Annotated in this window: 16 protein-coding genes; 9 read left to right on the forward strand and 7 right to left on the reverse strand. The window is 68.6% G+C overall.

Going from position 1 to position 17,391, the window contains the following annotated elements:
• Nucleotides 1-4: 4 nt before the first annotated feature.
• From DN412_RS10790 to DN412_RS10810, 5 genes are read left to right on the forward strand one after another with little or no spacing between them, the layout of a single operon-like run.
• A complete protein-coding gene (locus DN412_RS10790) occupies nucleotides 5-1,177 on the forward strand; it encodes a DegT/DnrJ/EryC1/StrS family aminotransferase (protein WP_115014827.1) in 1,173 nt (390 codons plus the stop codon).
• The gene (locus DN412_RS10795; RefSeq protein WP_115014830.1) at nucleotides 1,156-2,148 is read left to right on the forward strand and encodes a glycosyltransferase; all 993 of its coding nucleotides are present in this window, start codon (nucleotides 1,156-1,158) and stop codon (nucleotides 2,146-2,148) included. Before DN412_RS10790 ends, DN412_RS10795 begins: the two co-directional genes overlap by 22 nt.
• Nucleotides 2,148-3,089, forward strand: coding sequence for a formyltransferase (locus DN412_RS10800; protein WP_115014879.1), 942 nt, complete (start codon nucleotides 2,148-2,150; stop codon nucleotides 3,087-3,089). Before DN412_RS10795 ends, DN412_RS10800 begins: the two co-directional genes overlap by 1 nt.
• Entirely contained in the window at nucleotides 3,086-4,138 is a 1,053-nt protein-coding gene (locus DN412_RS10805) for a bifunctional UDP-4-keto-pentose/UDP-xylose synthase (protein ID WP_115014833.1), read from the forward strand. The genes DN412_RS10800 and DN412_RS10805 overlap by 4 nt, the downstream gene beginning before the upstream one ends.
• Nucleotides 4,139-4,149: 11 nt before the next feature.
• Entirely contained in the window at nucleotides 4,150-5,046 is an 897-nt protein-coding gene (locus DN412_RS10810) for a polysaccharide deacetylase family protein (RefSeq protein WP_115014836.1), read from the forward strand.
• Between the two features lie 197 nt (nucleotides 5,047-5,243).
• Here the strand turns inward: DN412_RS10810 and DN412_RS10815 are convergent, their stop codons facing one another.
• The 4 genes from DN412_RS10815 to DN412_RS10830 form a co-directional block, all read right to left on the reverse strand.
• Nucleotides 5,244-7,628, reverse strand: coding sequence for a heavy metal translocating P-type ATPase (locus DN412_RS10815; RefSeq protein WP_115014839.1), 2,385 nt, complete (start codon nucleotides 7,626-7,628; stop codon nucleotides 5,244-5,246).
• 117 nt (nucleotides 7,629-7,745) lie between these two features.
• Nucleotides 7,746-8,156 carry a VOC family protein gene (locus DN412_RS10820; RefSeq protein WP_115014842.1) on the reverse strand — a complete coding sequence of 137 codons (411 nt, stop codon included), beginning with the start codon at nucleotides 8,154-8,156 and terminating at the stop codon, nucleotides 7,746-7,748.
• 130 nt (nucleotides 8,157-8,286) lie between these two features.
• Nucleotides 8,287-9,738: a heavy metal sensor histidine kinase gene (locus DN412_RS10825; RefSeq protein ID WP_115014845.1), complete on the reverse strand. Its 1,452-nt coding sequence runs from the start codon at nucleotides 9,736-9,738 to the stop codon at nucleotides 8,287-8,289.
• On the reverse strand, nucleotides 9,735-10,424 hold the full coding sequence (locus DN412_RS10830; protein WP_115014847.1) for a heavy metal response regulator transcription factor: 690 nt from the start codon (nucleotides 10,422-10,424) through the stop codon (nucleotides 9,735-9,737). The genes DN412_RS10825 and DN412_RS10830 overlap by 4 nt, the downstream gene beginning before the upstream one ends.
• A gap of 199 nt (nucleotides 10,425-10,623) precedes the next feature.
• Here DN412_RS10830 and DN412_RS10835 point away from each other — a divergent pair, with 199 nt between their 5' ends.
• A complete protein-coding gene (locus tag DN412_RS10835) occupies nucleotides 10,624-11,064 on the forward strand; it encodes a hypothetical protein (protein WP_115014850.1) in 441 nt (146 codons plus the stop codon).
• A 58-nt stretch (nucleotides 11,065-11,122) separates the two neighbouring features.
• Here DN412_RS10835 and DN412_RS10840 read toward each other — a convergent pair whose 3' ends face one another.
• On the reverse strand, nucleotides 11,123-11,449 hold the full coding sequence (locus DN412_RS10840) for an H-NS family nucleoid-associated regulatory protein (RefSeq protein ID WP_115014852.1): 327 nt from the start codon (nucleotides 11,447-11,449) through the stop codon (nucleotides 11,123-11,125).
• Between the two features lie 272 nt (nucleotides 11,450-11,721).
• Here DN412_RS10840 and DN412_RS10845 point away from each other — a divergent pair, with 272 nt between their 5' ends.
• The gene (locus DN412_RS10845) at nucleotides 11,722-11,997 is read left to right on the forward strand and encodes a hydroxyquinol 1,2-dioxygenase (RefSeq protein ID WP_115014855.1); all 276 of its coding nucleotides are present in this window, start codon (nucleotides 11,722-11,724) and stop codon (nucleotides 11,995-11,997) included.
• Nucleotides 11,998-12,021: 24 nt separating this feature from the next.
• Here DN412_RS10845 and DN412_RS10850 read toward each other — a convergent pair whose 3' ends face one another.
• Nucleotides 12,022-12,906: a beta-keto acid cleavage family enzyme gene (locus tag DN412_RS10850; protein ID WP_115014859.1), complete on the reverse strand. Its 885-nt coding sequence runs from the start codon at nucleotides 12,904-12,906 to the stop codon at nucleotides 12,022-12,024.
• Nucleotides 12,903-13,871, reverse strand: a complete 969-nt coding sequence (locus DN412_RS10855) for a 3-hydroxyacyl-CoA dehydrogenase family protein (protein WP_115014862.1) — start codon at nucleotides 13,869-13,871, stop codon at nucleotides 12,903-12,905. Before DN412_RS10855 ends, DN412_RS10850 begins: the two co-directional genes overlap by 4 nt.
• 136 nt (nucleotides 13,872-14,007) lie before the next feature.
• On the opposite strand from DN412_RS10855, the gene DN412_RS10860 reads away from it, so the two are divergent.
• Complete coding sequence (locus DN412_RS10860; RefSeq protein ID WP_115014881.1) at nucleotides 14,008-14,946, forward strand: LysR family transcriptional regulator; 939 nt, start codon at nucleotides 14,008-14,010, stop codon at nucleotides 14,944-14,946.
• Complete coding sequence (locus DN412_RS10865; protein ID WP_115014865.1) at nucleotides 14,943-17,180, forward strand: cation:proton antiporter; 2,238 nt, start codon at nucleotides 14,943-14,945, stop codon at nucleotides 17,178-17,180. Before DN412_RS10860 ends, DN412_RS10865 begins: the two co-directional genes overlap by 4 nt.
• The last annotated feature ends 211 nt before the right edge of the window (nucleotides 17,181-17,391 follow it).

The raw sequence follows: 17,391 nt of genomic DNA on the forward strand, positions 1-17,391 counted from the left end.
TGCCATGACCGCATCCGCTCCAGAGTTCCTGCCATTCGTCCGGCCCGATATCGACGCCGCCGCCATTGCCGAAGTCGGCAAGGTGCTGGCCTCGGGCTGGATCACGTCCGGCCCGAAGATGCAGGCCTTCGAAGCCGCGCTGTCGGATCTGTTCGGCGGCCGCCCGGTGCGCACCTTCGCCAACGGCTCGGCGACCATGGAGATCGCGCTGCGCATCGCGGATATCGGTCCCGGGGACGAAGTCATTACCACCCCGATCACCTGGGTCGCCACCGCCAACGTGGTGCTGGGAGTGGGTGCGCGGCCGGTGTTCGTCGATATCGATCCGCGCACACGCAACCTCGACCTCGATGCCGTCGAGGCCGCGATCACGCCGCGCACGCGCGCCATCATGCCGGTGTACCTGTCCGGCCTGCCGGTCGACATGGACCGGCTCTACGCCATCGCTGCCAGGCACGGCCTGCGCGTGATCGAAGACGCCGCCCAGGCCATCGACTCGCGCTGGCGCGGCCGGCGCATCGGCGCCTTCGGCGACCTGGTCAGCTTCAGCTTCCAGGCCAACAAGAACATCACCACCATCGAAGGCGGCTGCCTGGTGATGAACACGCCCGAGGAAGCCGTGCGCGCCGAGCGCCTGCGGCTGCAGGGCGTGATCCGCACCGGCATGGACGGCATGGATGTCGAAGAGCCCGGCGGCAAGTTCAACCTGACCGATGTCAACGCCGCGGTCGGGCTGATGCAACTGGGCAAACTCGACGCCATCACCGCGCGCCGCGCCGAACTGGCTGAAACCTACTTCCGTTGCGTCGCAGACAGCGGCCTGGAAGCACTGGGCATCGAACTGCCACAAGCGCTGGATGCGCATGCCGCCACCACCAACTGGCACATGTTCCAGGTGGTGCTGCCGACCGAACGCCTGCAAGGCGGCCCGGCCCAGGCGCGCCGGCTGGTCATGGAAGCCATGCGCGAGCGCGGCATCGGCACCGGTGTTCACTACCCGCCTGTCCATCTTTTCACTTACTACCGCTCGCTCGGCTGGCGAGAAGGCATGCTGCCGCACGCCGAACGCATCGGGCGCGGCATCGTCACGCTGCCGCTGTTCCCGGCGATGCAAGCCTCCGATGTGGAGCGGGTCTGCACAATCCTCAGCGAAACATGCAAACGTCTCTCCAAATGAGCCCGGTCGAAGTCTCGGTCGTCATTCCGGTCTACAACGAAGAAGACGGGCTGCAAGCCCTGTTCGACCGTCTCTATCCGGCGCTGGATGCCCTGGGTGACTCGTACGAAATCATCTTCATCAACGACGGCAGCGTCGACCGCTCCGCGCAGATGCTGGCGGCGCAGTTCCACAAGCGCCCGGACGTGACCCGGGTGGTCCTGTTCAATGGCAACTTCGGCCAGCACATGGCGATTCTGGCGGGCTTCGAGCATACCCGCGGCAAGATCGTGATCACGCTGGACGCCGACCTGCAGAACCCGCCGGAGGAAATCCCGCGCCTGGTCGAGACCATGCGCGCGGGCCATGACTATGTGGGCACCATCCGCCGCCAGCGCAACGACACCGCGTTCCGCCGCGTTGCCTCGCGCGCGATGAACCGGCTGCGCGAGCGCATTACCAAGATCCGCATGACGGACCAGGGCTGCATGCTGCGCGCCTATGACCGCAATGTGATCGACACGATCAATGCCTGCCGCGAGGTCAACACCTTCATTCCCGCGCTGGCGTACACCTTTGCTTCCAATCCGGTCGAGATCGAAGTCGGCCACGAACAACGCCACGCAGGCGAATCCAAGTATTCGCTGTACCAGCTGATTCGCCTGAACTTCGACCTGGTGACCGGCTTCTCGATCGTGCCGCTGCAGTGGTTCTCGGCCATCGGCACATTGCTGTCGCTGTTCTCGGGCGTGCTGTTCGTGGTGCTGCTGGTGCGGCGCTTCGTGCTCGGCTCGGAAGTCCAGGGGGTGTTCACGCTGTTCGCCATGAACTTCTTCCTGATCGGCATCCTGCTGTTCGGCCTTGGGCTGCTCGGCGAATATGTCGGCCGCATCTACCAGGAAGTGCGCGACCGGCCGCGGTACCGCATCAAGGCAGTGCTGGAAGCCGACCCGCAGCGCGCCACGCCGGCCGCGGCACACATGGGGCAATGATGCGCGCCGTCGTCTTTGGCTATCACAATGTCGGCGACCGCTGCCTGCGCGTGCTGCATGCGCGCGGCGTGGAGGTAGCGCTGGTGATCACGCACCGCGACCGGCCCGACGAGAACATCTGGTTTCGCCGCGTGGCGGACACCGCCGCCGAGCTGGGCATTCCCTTCGTCTACGGCGAGGACCCGACCGATCCCGCAATCGCCCAGGCTGTGCGCGACGCGCGCCCGGACGTCATCTTTTCGTTCTACTACCGCGCCATGATCCCGGCGAGCGTGCTGGCCCTGGCCCCGGGCGGCGCCTTCAATATGCATGGCTCGCTGCTGCCGAAGTACCGCGGCCGCGTGCCGGTGAACTGGGCGGTGCTGCACGGCGAGACCGAGACCGGCGCAACGCTGCACGCAATGGAAGCCAAGCCTGACGCGGGCTATATCGTCGACCAGACCGCCGTGCCGATCCTGCCCGACGATACCGCCGGCGAAGTGTTCGAGAAGGTCACCGTGGCGGCCGAGCAGACGCTTTGGCGCGCCCTGCCCGCCATGATCGCGGGACAGACGCCGCAACACCCCAACCGCCTTGCCGAAGGCAGCTACTTCTCCGGGCGCAAGCCCGAGGACGGCCGCGTCGACTGGAGCCGCCCGGCCGCCGAGGTCTACAACCTGATCCGGGCGGTCGCGCCGCCCTATCCCGGCGCGTTCACCGATCTCGCCGCACACCGCTTCATCGTGGCGCAGGCGCGCCGGCCGCTGCCGGATGCCGCGCTGGCGCTGCCCGCCGGCACGGCGCCCGGCCTGCATGTGCGCGACGGGCAGATCGTCGGCCTGTGCGGCGACGGCGGCCTGGTCATGATCACCCGATTACAGGCGCAGGACGGTTCGGCACTCACGCCGGACGCCTTCGCCCAACTTGTCCACACCGAACAATCCAACGAGGAAAACCGATGAAAAAGGTCCTGATTCTTGGCGTCAACGGCTTCATCGGCCACCACCTGACGCGCCGCATCCTGGAAACCACGCCGTGGGAAGTCTACGGCATGGACATGTCGTCGGACCGCCTGGGCGACCTGGTCGACCACCCGCGCATGCACTTCTTCGAAGGTGACATCACCATCAACAAGGAGTGGATCGAGTACAACATCCGCAAGTGCGACGTGGTGCTGCCGCTGGTGGCCATCGCCACCCCGGCCACCTACGTGCGCCAGCCGCTGCGCGTGTTCGAGCTGGACTTCGAGGCCAACCTGCCGATCGTGCGCGCCGCGGTCAAGTACGGCAAGCACCTGGTGTTCCCGTCGACCTCCGAGGTCTACGGCATGTGCAGCGACGAAGAATTCGACCCCGAGGCTTCGCCGCTGGTCTACGGCCCGATCAACAAGCCGCGCTGGATCTATGCCTGCTCCAAGCAGCTGATGGACCGCGTGATCCACGCCTACGGCATGGAGCAAGGCCTGAACTACACGCTGTTCCGCCCGTTCAACTGGATCGGCGCCGGGCTGGACTCGATCTTCGAATCGAAGGAAGGCTCGTCGCGCGTGGTGACGCAGTTCCTCGGCCATATCGTGCGCGGCGAGCCGATCAAGCTGGTCGACGGCGGCGCCCAGCAGCGGGCCTTCGCCGATGTCGCCGACGGCATCAGCGCGCTGATGCGCATCATCGAGAACCCCAACGGCGTAGCCAGCGGCAAGATCTACAACATCGGCAACCCGGGCAATATCCACTCGGTGCGCGAGCTGGCCGAGATGATGCTGAAGATGGCGGCGGACTATCCCGAGTACGCTGACGAAGCGCGCAAGACGCAGATCGTCGAGACCTCGTCGGGCGACTTCTACGGCAAGGGCTACCAGGACGTGCAGCACCGCGTGCCGAAGATCGACAACACCATCGAGGAACTGGGCTGGAAGCCCGAGATCAGCATGGAAGCGGCGCTGCGCCGCATCTTCGAGGCGTATCGCGGCCACGTGAGCGATGCCCGCACGCTGGTCGATTCGGCCAACTGAGCGCACCGCAGATGGCACGCATTGCCCTGAAGGTCGACGTCGACACGCTGCGCGGCACGCGCGAAGGCGTGCCCAAGCTGCTGTCGATGCTGGCGGCCGTGCAGGCACAGGCCACCTTCCTGTTCAGCCTGGGGCCCGACCATACCGGCTGGGCGCTGCGGCGCGTGTTCCGGCCTGGCTTCCTGAAGAAGGTGTCGCGCACCTCGGTGGTGTCCAACTACGGCTTGCGCACGCTGATGTATGGCGTGCTGCTGCCGGGGCCGGATATCGGCCGCAAGGGCGCCGCCGAGATGCGCGCGGCGCGCGCGGCCGGCCATGAGTGCGGCATCCACACCTGGGACCATGTCTACTGGCAAGACAACGTGCGCGAGCGCGATGCCGCCTGGACCCGCCGCCAGATGCAGCAGGCCTTCACGCGCTACCGCGAGATCTTCGGCGAAGCGCCCGCCACGCATGGCGCGGCCGGCTGGCAGATGAACGAAGCGGCCTTCCGCCAGATCGACGACTGGGGCATGGCTTACGCCTCCGACGGACGCGGCACCGCGCCTTATATCCCCACCATCGACGGCGTGCCCTGCCGGCACGTGCAGATGCCGACCACGCTGCCGACGCTGGACGAACTGATCGGCACCGACGACCTGACCGAGGACAACGTCCACACCGCGCTGCTGAAGCTCACCGAGGGCACGCGCGACCATGTGTTCACGCTGCACACCGAGCTGGAAGGCGGCAAGCTGGCGCCCGTGTTTGAACGGCTGCTGGCGGGCTGGCGTGCGCAAGGGCACGAGCTGGTGTCGATGGCGACGTGGTATCGCGGGCTGGACCGGCACGGACTGCCGGAATTGCCGGTGACATGGGGAGAGATCCCGGGGCGCAGTGGCGAGTTGATTGTGCAGCCGCAGGGCTGACGGGTAAATCCGACTGCTGAGTTTCCAAATTGCCGATAGGGGCGCTCCCTCTCCCGCTGCGGGAGAGGGCTGGGGAGAGGGCCGGAGTATCGACGAAGTGAGGCGTGTCGGTATGCCAGTGCCTGCCCTCTCCCCCGGCCCCTCTCCCGCAAGCGGGAGAGGGGAGCAAACCGAGCGGGATATCAGCGCGCGGTGGCCTAAGCCCCGCGCCGCGCCGCTCCCACCCGCAGCCCGTTGAACACCACCAGCAGGCTCGCGCCCATATCGGCGAACACCGCCATCCACATCGTCCCCATCCCCAGCACCGTCAGCACCAGGAACACGGCCTTGATGCCGAGCGCCAGCGCGATATTCTGCTTGAGGATGCTGGAGGTGCGGCGCGACAGGCGCACAAAAGCCGGGATCTTGCGCAGGTCGTCGTCCATCAGCGCCACGTCGGCGGTTTCGATGGCGGTATCGGTGCCGGCAGCGCCCATGGCGAAGCCGACATCGGCACGCGCCAGTGCCGGCGCGTCGTTGATGCCGTCACCCACCATGCCGATGCGGCCGCCACGCGCATGGGCGGCGCCGGACAGTGCCGCGATCGCGTCGGCCTTGTCTTGCGGCAGCTGGTTGCCGCGGGCTTCGTCGATGCCGACCTGCGCGGCGATGGCCTGCACCGTGTGCGGGTTATCGCCCGACAGCATCAGCGTCCTGACGCCAAGTTCATGCAGCTCGGCAATGGCCAGCCGGCTGGTTTCGCGCACGGTGTCGGCCACGGCAAACAGCGCCAGCGCCGTGGCTGCACCCTTGCTGTCCATACGGGCCAGCAGCACCACGGTCTTGCCCTCGCGCTCGAGCGCTTCGAGGCGCGCCTCCAGTGCCGGCGAGCAGGCGCCCATCTCGTGCACCAGGCGGTGGTTGCCCAGCCGGTATTCCACACCCTGCACCGTGCCGCGCGTGCCGCGCCCCGCCAGGGCCTCGAACGCATCCACCGGCAGCGTGCCGATGCCGTCGGCGACGGCCGCCGTGGCCACCGCGCGCGAGACCGGATGGTCCGAGCGCGCCGCCAGGCTGGCCGCAATGGCGCGCGCCTGCGGCTCATCGTCGGCAAGCAGGGCATGGTCGGTCTGCGCCGGCTTGCCATGGGTGATGGTGCCGGTCTTGTCCAGCGCCACCCAGGCCAGTTGCCGGCCCTGCTCCAGGTACACCCCGCCCTTGACCAGGATGCCGCGCCGGGCAGCCGCGGCCAGGCCGCTGACGATGGTCACCGGCGTGGAGATCACCAGCGCGCACGGGCAGGCGATCACCAGCAGCACCAGCGCCTTGTAGATCCAGTCAACCCAGCCGCCGCCGGTCACCAGCGGCGGCACCACCGCGACCACCAGGGCAATCGCAAACACCGTGGGCGTATAGATGCGCGCGAACTGGTCGACAAAGCGCTGCGTCGGCGCGCGGCTGCCTTGCGCGGCCTCCACGGCGTGGATGATGCGCGCCAGCGTCGAATCGCTGGCGGGCGCGGTCACGGTGTACTCAAGCTCGCCGGACTGGTTGATCGAGCCCGCATAGAGCGCGTCGCCTTCGGCCTTGTCGACCGGCACGCTTTCGCCGGTGATCGGCGCCTGGTCCAGCGCGGACTGGCCGCGCACGACCTTGCCGTCGAGCGCCACGCGCTCGCCCGGCCGCAGCCGCACCAGCGTGCCCACGGCAACGCCAGCGGCAGGCACGGTCTCCCAGGTGCCATCGGCACGCCGCACCGTGGCCTGTTCCGGCGCCATCGCCATCAGGCCACGGATCGCATTGCGCGCCCGGTCCAGCGACGCCGCCTCGATGCGCTCGGCCAGTGCGAACAGCACCATCACCATCGCCGCTTCGGGCCACTCGCGCAGCAGCAGCGCGCCGGTCACGGCGATGCTCATCAGCGCGTTGATATTCAGGTTGCCATTGCGCAGCGCGATCCAGCCCTTGCGATAGGTGGTCAGCCCGCCCAGCGCCACCGCCGCCAGCGCCAGCGCGGCGGGCAGCCACGGCAGCCCGAAGCCCAGCCATTCGGTCGCTTCGGCCGCCGCCGCGACCACGCCGGCCAGCGCAAGCGGCCACCAGGGCTTGCGCGCGGTGGTTTCCGGCACGACTTGCTGCGCGGCTTCGGCGCTCAGCGGCACCGGTTGCATGCCCAGGCTTTGAATCGCCCTGGCCACCGGCTCCGGCGACGGCAGCGTGTGGTGCACCGTCAGCACCCGCTGGATCAGATTGAATTCCAGCGCGGCCACGCCCGCCATGCCGCCAAGCTTGTTGCGGATCAGCGTTTCCTCGGTCGGGCAGTCCATCGCGTCGATGCGCCACATCGCGGTGCTGGCCCCGGCAGGGATGTCGACGGGTGCCGCAGGCGCCAGCGCAATGGTGGACGAGCAACCGCCGCCGCAACAGGCGTCAGCCGCCGGTGCGTGGGGTGCGCCGGCATGGTCATGGTCATGGTCATGGTCATGGTCATGACCGTGATGGTGATGTTCGTGATCGTGGCCGCCATGCCGGTGGACGGCGCCATCGTGCGCCTGCGCGGCGTGATCGGGAGGAAGAGCGTCTTCAGGTGATGTGCGAGCCATATCTTGTTGTTCCCGCTGGTTTGACCTGATGACATTGAAGACCCTGTAGCGACTACAGAGTCAAGCGGCATGGCAGACCATCACGTCTGCGATGGTCTGCCATGCCACACTGGCCGGTCAGTGCTCGCAGTTGACCATCCAGGACATGCCGAAGCGGTCCACCAGCATGCCGAAGCCTTCGGCCCAGAAAGTCTTCTGGTATGGCACCACGACCTGGCCGCCTTCGCTCAGGCCGTCGAAGATGCGCTGGCCTTCGTCCTTGCTGACCGCGCCCACCGACAGGCTGAAGCCGCTGAATGCCGGGCGCTCGCCGGGCCGGCCGTCGGACGCCATCACCTGGTTCTCGCCGAGCTGGATATTGGCGTGCATCACCTTGTCCTTCCAGTCATCGGGAACCTCCATCCCCTGGCCCTGCGGCGCGTCCTTGTAGCGCATGGCAAACGTGACCTGCGCGCCCAGCACCTTGCCGTAGAAGGCAATGGCTTCATCGAAACGGCCGCCGAAATCCAGATAGGGTTGCACTTGCATGTCGCTCTCCTTGTGGGTTGTCCATCGGGTTGCATTGCATGGCACCTGGCCGGGTGCTCCGGTACAGAGCGCCGCCGGCACGCGCGCCATTATCCGCGCATGCGGGGCGTATGCAAGTGACTGGACGGGCTCAGGAAACGCTGGCGGCGAATGGCACCGCTGGCGCCGCGATCGCCTCGGACGGGAACTGCAGCATAAACACGGTGACACCATCGGCGCTGCGCACCGTCACGCTGCCGCCGTGCAGCCGCATGATGGTGTCGACGATAGCCAGCCCCAGCCCCGTCGACGCCGCCGAATTGCGCCGCGACGGATCGGCCCGGTAGAAGCGCCCGAAGATATGCGGCAGCGTCTCCGGCGGAATCACCGGCCCGGCGTTGGTCACGCGGATGCTGGTACTGGCGCCGCCCGCTGCCGGCACGCGTCCGACGTCGACCTGCACCATGCTGCCCGCCGGGGCATGGCGCAGCGCGTTGTCCAGCAGGTTGGTGACCGCGCGCCGCAGCAGCGTCTGGTCGGCCTGCACCGGGGCCGAGCCGATGACCGACAGCGTGACTTCGCGGTCCGCCGCCACGGCCTCGAAGTATTCGGCCATCTTGTCCAGCTCCTCGCGCGCGTCCAGCGTGCGCACATCCAGCGCCACCTGCGCATGGTCGGCGCGCGCCAGGAACAGCATGTTTTCGATCATGCGCGCGAGACGCTCGTACTCCTCCAGGTTGGATTCAAGTAGCGCCTCATACTCGGCCGTCGCACGGCTTTGCGCCAGCGTGACCTGGGTCTGGCCGATCAGGTTGCTGATCGGCGTGCGGAAGTCGTGGGCCAGGTCGGCCGAGAATTGCGAGAGCCGCGAAAAGCTGTCCTGCAGCCGCGCCAGCATGTCGTTGAGGGCCCCCGCCAGCTCGCGCAGTTCGGCCGGCGCGCGACCCACGTCGAGCCGCGTGGCGAGGCGGCTGGTGGTGACCGCGGCAGCATCGGCAGCCATGCGCCGCAGCGGCCGCAGTGCGCGCCGCGCCAGCACCAAGCCCAGCCCGGCCGCCACCGCCGCGCCGCACAGCGTGGCCCACAGCACCTGGTGGCGGTACTCGCGGACCAGCGCCACGCGATAGCCCGCATCGCGCAGCACCACGATCTCCACCGCCTTGTCCGAGTCGCCCAGCTGGCCCAGCGCGGCGATGCCGCGCGAAGGCACGCCGTTCTTCGGACGCCAGGTCTGCAGCATGCGCTTCTCTGGCTGGGTGGTGGCGGGCAAGACCCGCAGCGGCGGCACGGTCTCGTTGCGCGGATTGAGCGTGACCAGCGGCTCGCCCTGGCGCGTGCGCACCACCAGGATCAGGCCCTCGTGGCCCATCGCGATATCGGCAAAGCGGTGCGTATCGGCACGGATCTCGGCCTCGCTGCGCACTTCGCGCAGCAGGTGGCGCACCAGCAGCACCTCGCCGACCAGCTCGCTTTCGTCGCGTCCTTCAAGCTGGGTCGACAGCGCGCTCGACAGGTAGGCGGCCACGCTGACCAGGATCGCCGCCGTGGCCAGCCCGTACGCCAGCGCCAGCCGCGTGGTGAGCGACGACGGCAGCCGCATCATGCCTCGTGCACCCTGTCCTCGCCATCGTCCAGCACATAGCCCATGCCGCGGCGCGTATGGATCAGCTTGCGCGGGAACGGGTCGTCGACCTTGGCGCGCAGGCGCCGGATCGACACATCGACCACATTGGTGTTGCTGTCGAAATTGACATCCCACACCTGCGAGGCGATCAGCGAGCGCGACAGCACCTCGCCGCGCCGGCGCGCCAGCAGGTACAGCAGCGCAAACTCTTTGGAAGTGAGGTCGATCTTCTGGCCGGCGCGCACCACGCGGCGGCGGATGGCATCGATCTGCAGGTCGGCCACTTCAATGAACTCGCTCTCGCGCAGCGGGCCGCGCCGCAAGATGGTGCGGATGCGCAGCACCAGCTCGGCAAAGGCGAAGGGCTTGACCATGTAGTCGTCGGCGCCGAGCTCCAGGCCCTTGAGGCGGTCCGACAACTCGTCGCGCGCGGTCAGGAACAGCACCGGCGTGTCGCGCTCGCGGCGCAGCTCCCGCAGCACCTGCCAGCCGTCCAGGCCCGGCAGCATCACGTCCAGCACGATCAGGTCATAGAGATGCTCGCGCGCATGGGCCAGGCCGTCCGCGCCGTCGCGCGCCAGGTCCACCACGAAGCCGGATTCGGTCAGGCCCTTTTGCAGGTAATCGCCCGCCTTGGGTTCGTCCTCGACAATCAGGATACGCATGATTCAGTCACTTTCCAGCGGCACCAGCACCGCCATGGCGTAACGCTAGCCGAGGATGACGGCAAATGGGCAAAGATTGCAGAAATGTCATCGCCATGCCGGGTCATGACAGGGGGAAACCCCGGTAAAATGCGCGCTCTCCCCGGGCGCCGCCGCTGGTGCGCGCCCGCATTGCCCCCATTCTGCCTGTTCCCCTTCGATGAAACGCCTGCCGAACTGCCTGTTGCTGTCTCTTGCCATGCTTGCGCTGCCCGCCGCCGGTAGCGCGGCGGCAGTGACCGCGGCGTGCAGCGTCGTGCAGGCGGCCGGCCTGTCGCTGCCGGAGCGGCATGTGGCGGCCAAGCTGGAAGCGGAAGCGGCGCTCGATGGCGCCGGCCAGGGTAGCTGCCGCGGCAGCGCGGTCCAAGTGATGACCGCCCCCGGTGGCAGCGGCGAACCGCTGCAACTGCACGACGCCAATGCGCCACAGGCCACAGACGAGGGCGCCACGCCGCAGGAGACGCAGCCCGCCGTGCTGCGGGAACTGCCGGCCGAGGTGTTCGTGCACTGGGCGCATGCGGCGCCCATGGCGACGCCGGCGGCGTTCACTGGCATCCTGCCGCTGCTGCCCGTCGTACGGCTGCTGCCCGCGCGCTGCTGAGCGTGCCTTCAGCCCGATCGAGTCAAGCGCTGTTTCAAGGCGCCATTTCTAAGCGCGATTAGTTGACGCGGAAGAATTCGATCGACTGCCCGGCGTTGACGGCGCGTTGCAGCCAGTCGGGATACTCGCCCTGCCCGTCCCAGCTCTGGCCAAGGGCATTGCGATAAAGCGGGCGGGCGCCCGCAGCGGCATTTGGGGCGACAGCGCCGGCGGCTTCGGCCCTGGCAGACGGCGCGACATCCGCTTGCGCAGGCTGTGCCGCGGCAGTGGAAACCGTATCGAAGCATCCCGCGGCGACGAGATCGTCGATCGTCAGGGCATAACGCTCCATTTGCTCGCGGATCCACGCCACCGCAGCGAGTTTGGCTGAATCAGACTCGGACATGACTCTCGTGAGAGGCCCGCTGCATATCCGCGGGCAATGAAAAACCGGCGATGGAACCGCAGGCCGGTCGGAAAGCCGTGATTCTACAGCTTTTGTCCGTACTCCCGCTTCTCTCTCGTGTGCGCGCGGGCAATTGCCGTGCGCTTGCCCCGGACACAGGGCCCGGGATGACGGCAATGTCATGTGCCGGTCATGCTCGCGTGGGGGCGCGCTGCCTAGACTTGCCACACCGCCGCCCATCCCGGGCCGGCACTCTAACGGAGAAGCGATCCATGCAAGCACTCAGGCAAGTCTTTATCGCCACTGCCCTTATTGCCGGCGTTGCCGGCGCCGCGCAGGCCGCGCCCCGCAGCGTCGATCCCTTCAGCGACGGCGCACGCAGCGTCACCAGCGCCCGCAGCCCGTTCACTGACGGCGCCAACAGCGCCACCGGCACTCGCAGCGCGTTTACCGATGGCGCGCGCTCGGCGACCGGTCCGCGCGATCCTTTCGGCGACGGCGCGCACAACCCCAACGCCCCGCGCGACAGCTTCACCGATGGCGCCTGACGCAGGCCCGGCCGGCGTCGTGCCTCAGCGCACCTCGCCGTAGATGCGGCGCGCATCGGCCGCATCCGCAATGGGCCGGCCCAGCGTCAGCCCGCCCTGCACCGCCTGCGCCACCAGCGCGTGGTTGCCGGGCGCGCGGCTACCGTCGCGCAGCAGCAGGTTGTTCTCAAAGCCCACCCGCACATGGCCGCCGAACGCGGCGGCCGCGGTCACGCAAGCATTTTCCTCGCGCCCGAAGGCGCAGATGGCCCACGGCAGCGCGTCACCGGCCCCGACCGCATCACTCGCGGCCTGCAGGAACGGCAGCAGGTCGTGCGGCGACGAGACCTGGCCCGCCGAATAGCGCCCCAGCACATACAGCACCGACCACGCGCCCGGCGGCACCATGCCGCGCGCGCGCATCGACTGCCAGCGCTGCACGTCGGCGACGTCATACAGGATTACCTGCGTCATCACGCGTTCGCGCGCCAGCCAGGCGAAAAACGCCGCCAGCTCGCCGTCCGGGATCTCCGGCACGGCCACCTCGCGCAGGCCGACCGAGACCGCCTCGGGCCGCAGCTCGCGCACCGTCGCCATCTGCTCGGCAGCCTTGTAGACGCCGGCAGCCTCGCTGGTCACCTGCACCAGCAGCGCTTCGCCGACAGCCTGCTTCACTGCCGCCAGCGCATCGCGGTAGGTCTGCACATCGAGCGAATGACGGCCCTCGGCATCGCGCACATGCATGTGCATCATGGCCGCGCCGGCATCCAGGCAGGCGCGCGCCTCGGCGGCCAGCGCCGCCGCGGTCAGCGGCACCGCGGGATGGTCGCTGGCACGCTTGTAGGCACCATTGGGCGCCACGGTAACGATCAGCGGCGAGTCGGCCAGCGGCGCGCGCTGGGCGGTGGCTTGGGAAGTGTTCTGGGTCATGGCTGGATCTCGGGCAGTTCGGGCGCGATCAGCGCCAGGCCGGCGCGCAGCAGGTGGTCATAGCGCGCGCGCTCGGCGGCAATGGTTTCAGGGGTCCACTGGTAGAAGCCTTCGCCGCGCTTCATGCCATGGCGGCCGTCGGCGGCCCGTTCGGACAGGCAGCGCGCGGGATGGTCGTCGTTGCAGAAGGTCGGGTACATGGTGGCGCCGGCAGCCGCGTGCACATCGATGCCGGCGTGGTCGCGCTGCAGCACCGGCCCCGCCGCCAGGAAGCGGAAGCCAAAGCCGAAGCGCACCGCCGCATCGACATCCTCGGGCGAGGCAATGCCGCGGTCGATCAGGCTGAAGGCCTCGCGCGACAGCGCGTGCTGCAGCCGGTTGGCAAGAAAGCCCGGCAGGTCCTTGCGCACCTTGACCGGCACCATCGCGCAGCGGCGCATGAAGGCGATCAGTGCGTCGGCACAGGCCTCGTCGCTGGCATCGCCCATCACCACCTCCACCAGCGGCACCAGGTGCGCGGGCATGAAGAAGTGCAGGCCCAGCATGCGCGCACGCGTGTCGAGGCCGGCACCGATGGCGCTGATCGGGAAGCTGGAGCTATTGCTGGCCAGCACCGTATCGGGACGCGCACGCCGCACCAGCTCGGCAAACAGCGCCTGCTTCAGGTCCAGCTGTTCCGGGATGCACTCGATCACCAGGTCCACCGAGGTCCAGTCCACCTGGTCCAGCGTGGCGGCCACCGCGAGGTGCTCCGCGCCTTGCTCGCGGCCGATCGCGGCCAGGTTGCCGCGCACGCGCCCGGGCAGCGCGCCGGCACGGCCGGCATCGGGCTCGACCACGGTGGCGTGGCACAGCGCGCGGGTCAGCACCACGGCGACATCGGCGCCCATGGTGCCGCCGCCCACCACCACGGCGTGCGCGGCACCGGGCCGGCTCAGGATGCCCGGATCAGTCGGATTCGGCATAGGTTCTCCCAGGAATCCCGGCAGTGTAGTGAACTTGCATTGATTGAAGAAGCCGATTCTATGGATAAAATGATCCACAAATCAGATCAATCGAATGACCCGGCCGACGCCAGATACCGCCGGCCCGCTGCCGCCCATGAAAATCAACCTGTCGATGCGCGACATCGAAACCACGCTGGTGCTCGGCCGCACGCTGAACTTCCGCCAGGCCGCCAGCCAGCTGCACCTGTCGCAATCCGCCCTGTCCACGCAGATCCTGCGCATCGAGGAATCCCTCGGCGTGCGCCTGTTTGACCGCACCACCCGCACGGTACGCCTGACCGCGGCGGGCCGGGTCTTCATGCAGCAGGCTGCGCTGCTGCAGGCCGCGTTCCGCGGCGCCATCGACGCCGTGACCGGTATCGCCAGCGCCGAGCGCGGCCAGGTGGCCGTGGCGGCGCTGCCCTCGCTGGCGGCGCGCGTGCTGCCGCGCGTGCTGATGGCCTACCATCAGGCCCGCCCGGAAGTGGCACTGAAGGTATTCGACACCCTTTCGGGCCCGGCCTTCGACCTGGTGCGCGCCGGGGAAGTGGACTTTGCCCTGACCGCCGCCGATCCCCAGCAGGCTGACCTGCAGTATGAGCCGCTGTTGTCGGACCGCTTCGTGCTGCTGATTCCGTCGACGCACCCGCTGGCCCGCAGCCCCGGGCCGCTGCGCTGGGCCGATACCGCCAGCGCGCCACATGTGTCGATGACACACCCGAGCAGCGTGCGCCAGTACGCGGAATGGGCCTTCCTGCAGAACCGCATCCGCTTCCAGCCGGTGTTCGAGGCCGAACGCCTGGCCACCATTGCGGCCATGGTCGAATGCGGCTTCGGCGTGGCGGCGCTGCCCGAAATCGCCGCGGGCACGGTGCGCCAGCCGGGCATCGTGGAGCGGCTGCTGACCGCGCCGGTGACGGAGCGCTCGATCGGGCTGGTGACCTCGCGCAACCGCAGCCTGTCACCGGCGGCCGCTGAGCTGGCGGCGGCCGTGCGCAGCCGGCTGGCGAGTCCGCCTGTCCATGACATGCTGGACACGGAGGCCGGCACATGAGCATCATCGTCGACATCCTGATCCTGGCCGGCGCACTGCTGGCCATCGTCGCCGTGGTGCAGGTGGCCGCCGCGCGGCTGGTGTTGCCCGAGTCCACCCTGCTGTCGGCCATTGGCATCGCCATCGGCGCGGGCTACGTGGCCATCGATGCGGCCCACCCCGATTTCGCCCGGCATTTCCTGCATCCGCTGATCGACCCCGCGCTGCCGCCCGAGGCCTACCTGTGGATCTTCCTGCCGCCGCTGCTGTTCCATGCGGCGCTGACCGCGGACGTGCGCAGCATGCTGCCAGACGCTGCGCCGATCCTGCTGCTGGCGGTGGTCGCCGTGGTGGTGGCCACCGGCGTGATCGGCGTGGCCACGGCGGCGGCCAGCGGCATGCCGCTGGCAGTCTGCCTGCTGCTGGGCGCGGTCGTGGCCACCACCGACCCGGCCGCGGTGATCGCGATCTTCCGCGATGTGGGCGCGCCGGCCCGGCTGATCCGGCTGGTCGAAGGCGAAAGCCTGCTCAACGACGCCGCGGCCATCGCCATCGTCGGCGTGCTGGTGGCAATGCTGACCGGGCACGGCGCGCAAGCCACGCTGGCGGCAGGCCTGCGCGAGCTGGCCTGGTCGTTCATCGGCGGCGTGCTATGCGGCGTGCTGGCCGGGCGGCTGGTATCCGACCTGCTGCCCCGCCTGGCCGGCCTGCCCATGGCCGAAAGCGCACTGACGCTGGCGCTGCCCTACCCGCTCTACCTGCTGGCCGAGCAACTCCTGGGCGTGTCCGGCGTGGTCGCCGTGGTGTGCGCGGGCCTGATGGTCAGCGCGCTGGGCCCCACCCGCCTGACCCCGCCGAACTGGCGCCACCTGCGCATGATCTGGGAGCAGTTTGCGGGCATCGCCGGGGCCGTGGTGTTCTTGCTGGCCGCGGTGCGCGTGCCGTCGATGCTGGCGGGCGTGACCCGGCATCATGGCTGGCTGCTGCTGGCCCTGGTCATCGCGGCACTGGCAGCGCGCCTGGTGACGCTGTTCGGCCTGCTGCCGCTACTGTCCTGGCTGCGGCTGAGCGCGCCCATCAACGGCGCCTTCAAGCTGGCGATCGCCTGGGGCGGGCTGCGCGGCGCGGTGACGCTGGTGCTGGCATTGGGCATCGCCGAGAACACCGACCTGCCCTACGAAGCGCGCCATTTCGTCGCCATCCTGGCCACCGGCTTCGTACTGGTCAGCCTGCTCCTCAACGGCACCACGCTGCGTGGCCTGATCCACCGGCTCGGCCTGGACCAGCTCTCGCCGCAGGACCGTGCGCTGCAGCAGCAGGCGATCCGGCTTTCCACCGAGGAAGTCGAAGCCATGCTCACGCGCGTGGCCGACTCGTTCGACCTGCCCCCGGCCGCCGCGCGCGATGCCGCGCAGAAATACCGGCACGGCATCGAACTGGGCTCGGCGGAATTCGACTTCGATACGGCGTTGCCGGAACGCGTCCGCCTGACCATCGGCCTGGTCACGCTGGCGACGCGCGAGCGCGAGCTGATCCCCGAATACGGCGAAGGCGTGATCTCGGTGGCCAACCTGGACGCGATGATGCGCAACACCACGCAGATGATCGACGCGGCGCGCGAACAGGGCCGCATCGGCTACAACCGGGCCGCGCGGCATATTCTGGACTACCACGTCGGCTTTCGCGTGGCGCTGTTCCTGCACCGCCGCCTGGGCATCGACCGGGCGCTGGCGCGCGCGCTGGCCGACCGCTTCGAGCTGCTGATCTGCCGCCAGACCGTGCTGGACCGCCTGCGCCGCTACAACCGCTCGATGCTCACGCCGGTGTTCGGCGCGCGCATGGCGACCGTGCTTGACGGCGTGCTCGAAGACCGCTCCAGGGCTGCCGAAGAGGGACTGGCCGAGATGCGCGTCAAGTTCGGCGACTACACCGTGGCGCTGGAGCGCCGGCTGCTGATGCTGTTCGCCCTGCGCAAGGGCCGGCTGTCGCTGGAGACCATGCGTGAAGAAGCCGTGATTTCGAAGGAGGCGTTCAACCAGATCGCCCAGGTGATCCAGCAGGCCTGGCAAGCCAACCTGGTCCGCCCACCGTTGCGCGGCGTCACGGACAACCAGAGCGGCCCCGCCACGCCGCCGGGCCCGCAGCCTTCAGGAAGGGTCCTTGGTGCGGGTCCGCGAGACGGCCGCCATGATGCCGATCCCGAGCACGATCAGGCAGGCAATGCCGATATAGACGGGCGCGAGCCCGGCCGTTGACATGCCCCAGGCAATGCCGCCGAGCAGGACCAGCAGGCCGATGATGTATAGCGCGAATGACATGTGTCGGCTCCTTGCGGTGGTGCAACCTAGGAGGCTGCGCGGCAGAAGCCAAATCGGCGAAAGATCGAGGACAATACGGGCATGGCTGCCAGTTACCTTCCTTATCAACCCGACCAATCCTATCTGCTGCCCCCTTCTCTGGAAGAGT

Origin of the sequence: Cupriavidus lacunae (genome assembly GCF_003353055.1) — a bacterium.
Classification (GTDB): Bacteria; Pseudomonadota; Gammaproteobacteria; order Burkholderiales; family Burkholderiaceae; genus Cupriavidus; species Cupriavidus lacunae.

Coding starts and splice junctions, on each gene's coding strand:
- DN412_RS10840 (WP_115014852.1), bottom strand. CDS start 11,449: ATGTCCGAGTCTGATTCAGCCAAACTCGCTGCGGTGGCGTGGATCCGC.
- DN412_RS10850 (WP_115014859.1), bottom strand. CDS start 12,906: ATGACCCAGAACACTTCCCAAGCCACCGCCCAGCGCGCGCCGCTGGCC.
- DN412_RS10860 (WP_115014881.1), top strand. CDS start 14,008: ATGAAAATCAACCTGTCGATGCGCGACATCGAAACCACGCTGGTGCTC.
- DN412_RS10825 (WP_115014845.1), bottom strand. CDS start 9,738: ATGATGCGGCTGCCGTCGTCGCTCACCACGCGGCTGGCGCTGGCGTAC.
- DN412_RS10855 (WP_115014862.1), bottom strand. CDS start 13,871: ATGCCGAATCCGACTGATCCGGGCATCCTGAGCCGGCCCGGTGCCGCG.
- DN412_RS10810 (WP_115014836.1), top strand. CDS start 4,150: ATGGCACGCATTGCCCTGAAGGTCGACGTCGACACGCTGCGCGGCACG.
- DN412_RS10830 (WP_115014847.1), bottom strand. CDS start 10,424: ATGCGTATCCTGATTGTCGAGGACGAACCCAAGGCGGGCGATTACCTG.
- DN412_RS10800 (WP_115014879.1), top strand. CDS start 2,148: ATGCGCGCCGTCGTCTTTGGCTATCACAATGTCGGCGACCGCTGCCTG.
- DN412_RS10820 (WP_115014842.1), bottom strand. CDS start 8,156: ATGCAAGTGCAACCCTATCTGGATTTCGGCGGCCGTTTCGATGAAGCC.
- DN412_RS10815 (WP_115014839.1), bottom strand. CDS start 7,628: ATGGCTCGCACATCACCTGAAGACGCTCTTCCTCCCGATCACGCCGCG.
- DN412_RS10845 (WP_115014855.1), top strand. CDS start 11,722: ATGCAAGCACTCAGGCAAGTCTTTATCGCCACTGCCCTTATTGCCGGC.
- DN412_RS10795 (WP_115014830.1), top strand. CDS start 1,156: ATGCAAACGTCTCTCCAAATGAGCCCGGTCGAAGTCTCGGTCGTCATT.
- DN412_RS10865 (WP_115014865.1), top strand. CDS start 14,943: ATGAGCATCATCGTCGACATCCTGATCCTGGCCGGCGCACTGCTGGCC.
- DN412_RS10835 (WP_115014850.1), top strand. CDS start 10,624: ATGAAACGCCTGCCGAACTGCCTGTTGCTGTCTCTTGCCATGCTTGCG.
- DN412_RS10790 (WP_115014827.1), top strand. CDS start 5: ATGACCGCATCCGCTCCAGAGTTCCTGCCATTCGTCCGGCCCGATATC.
- DN412_RS10805 (WP_115014833.1), top strand. CDS start 3,086: ATGAAAAAGGTCCTGATTCTTGGCGTCAACGGCTTCATCGGCCACCAC.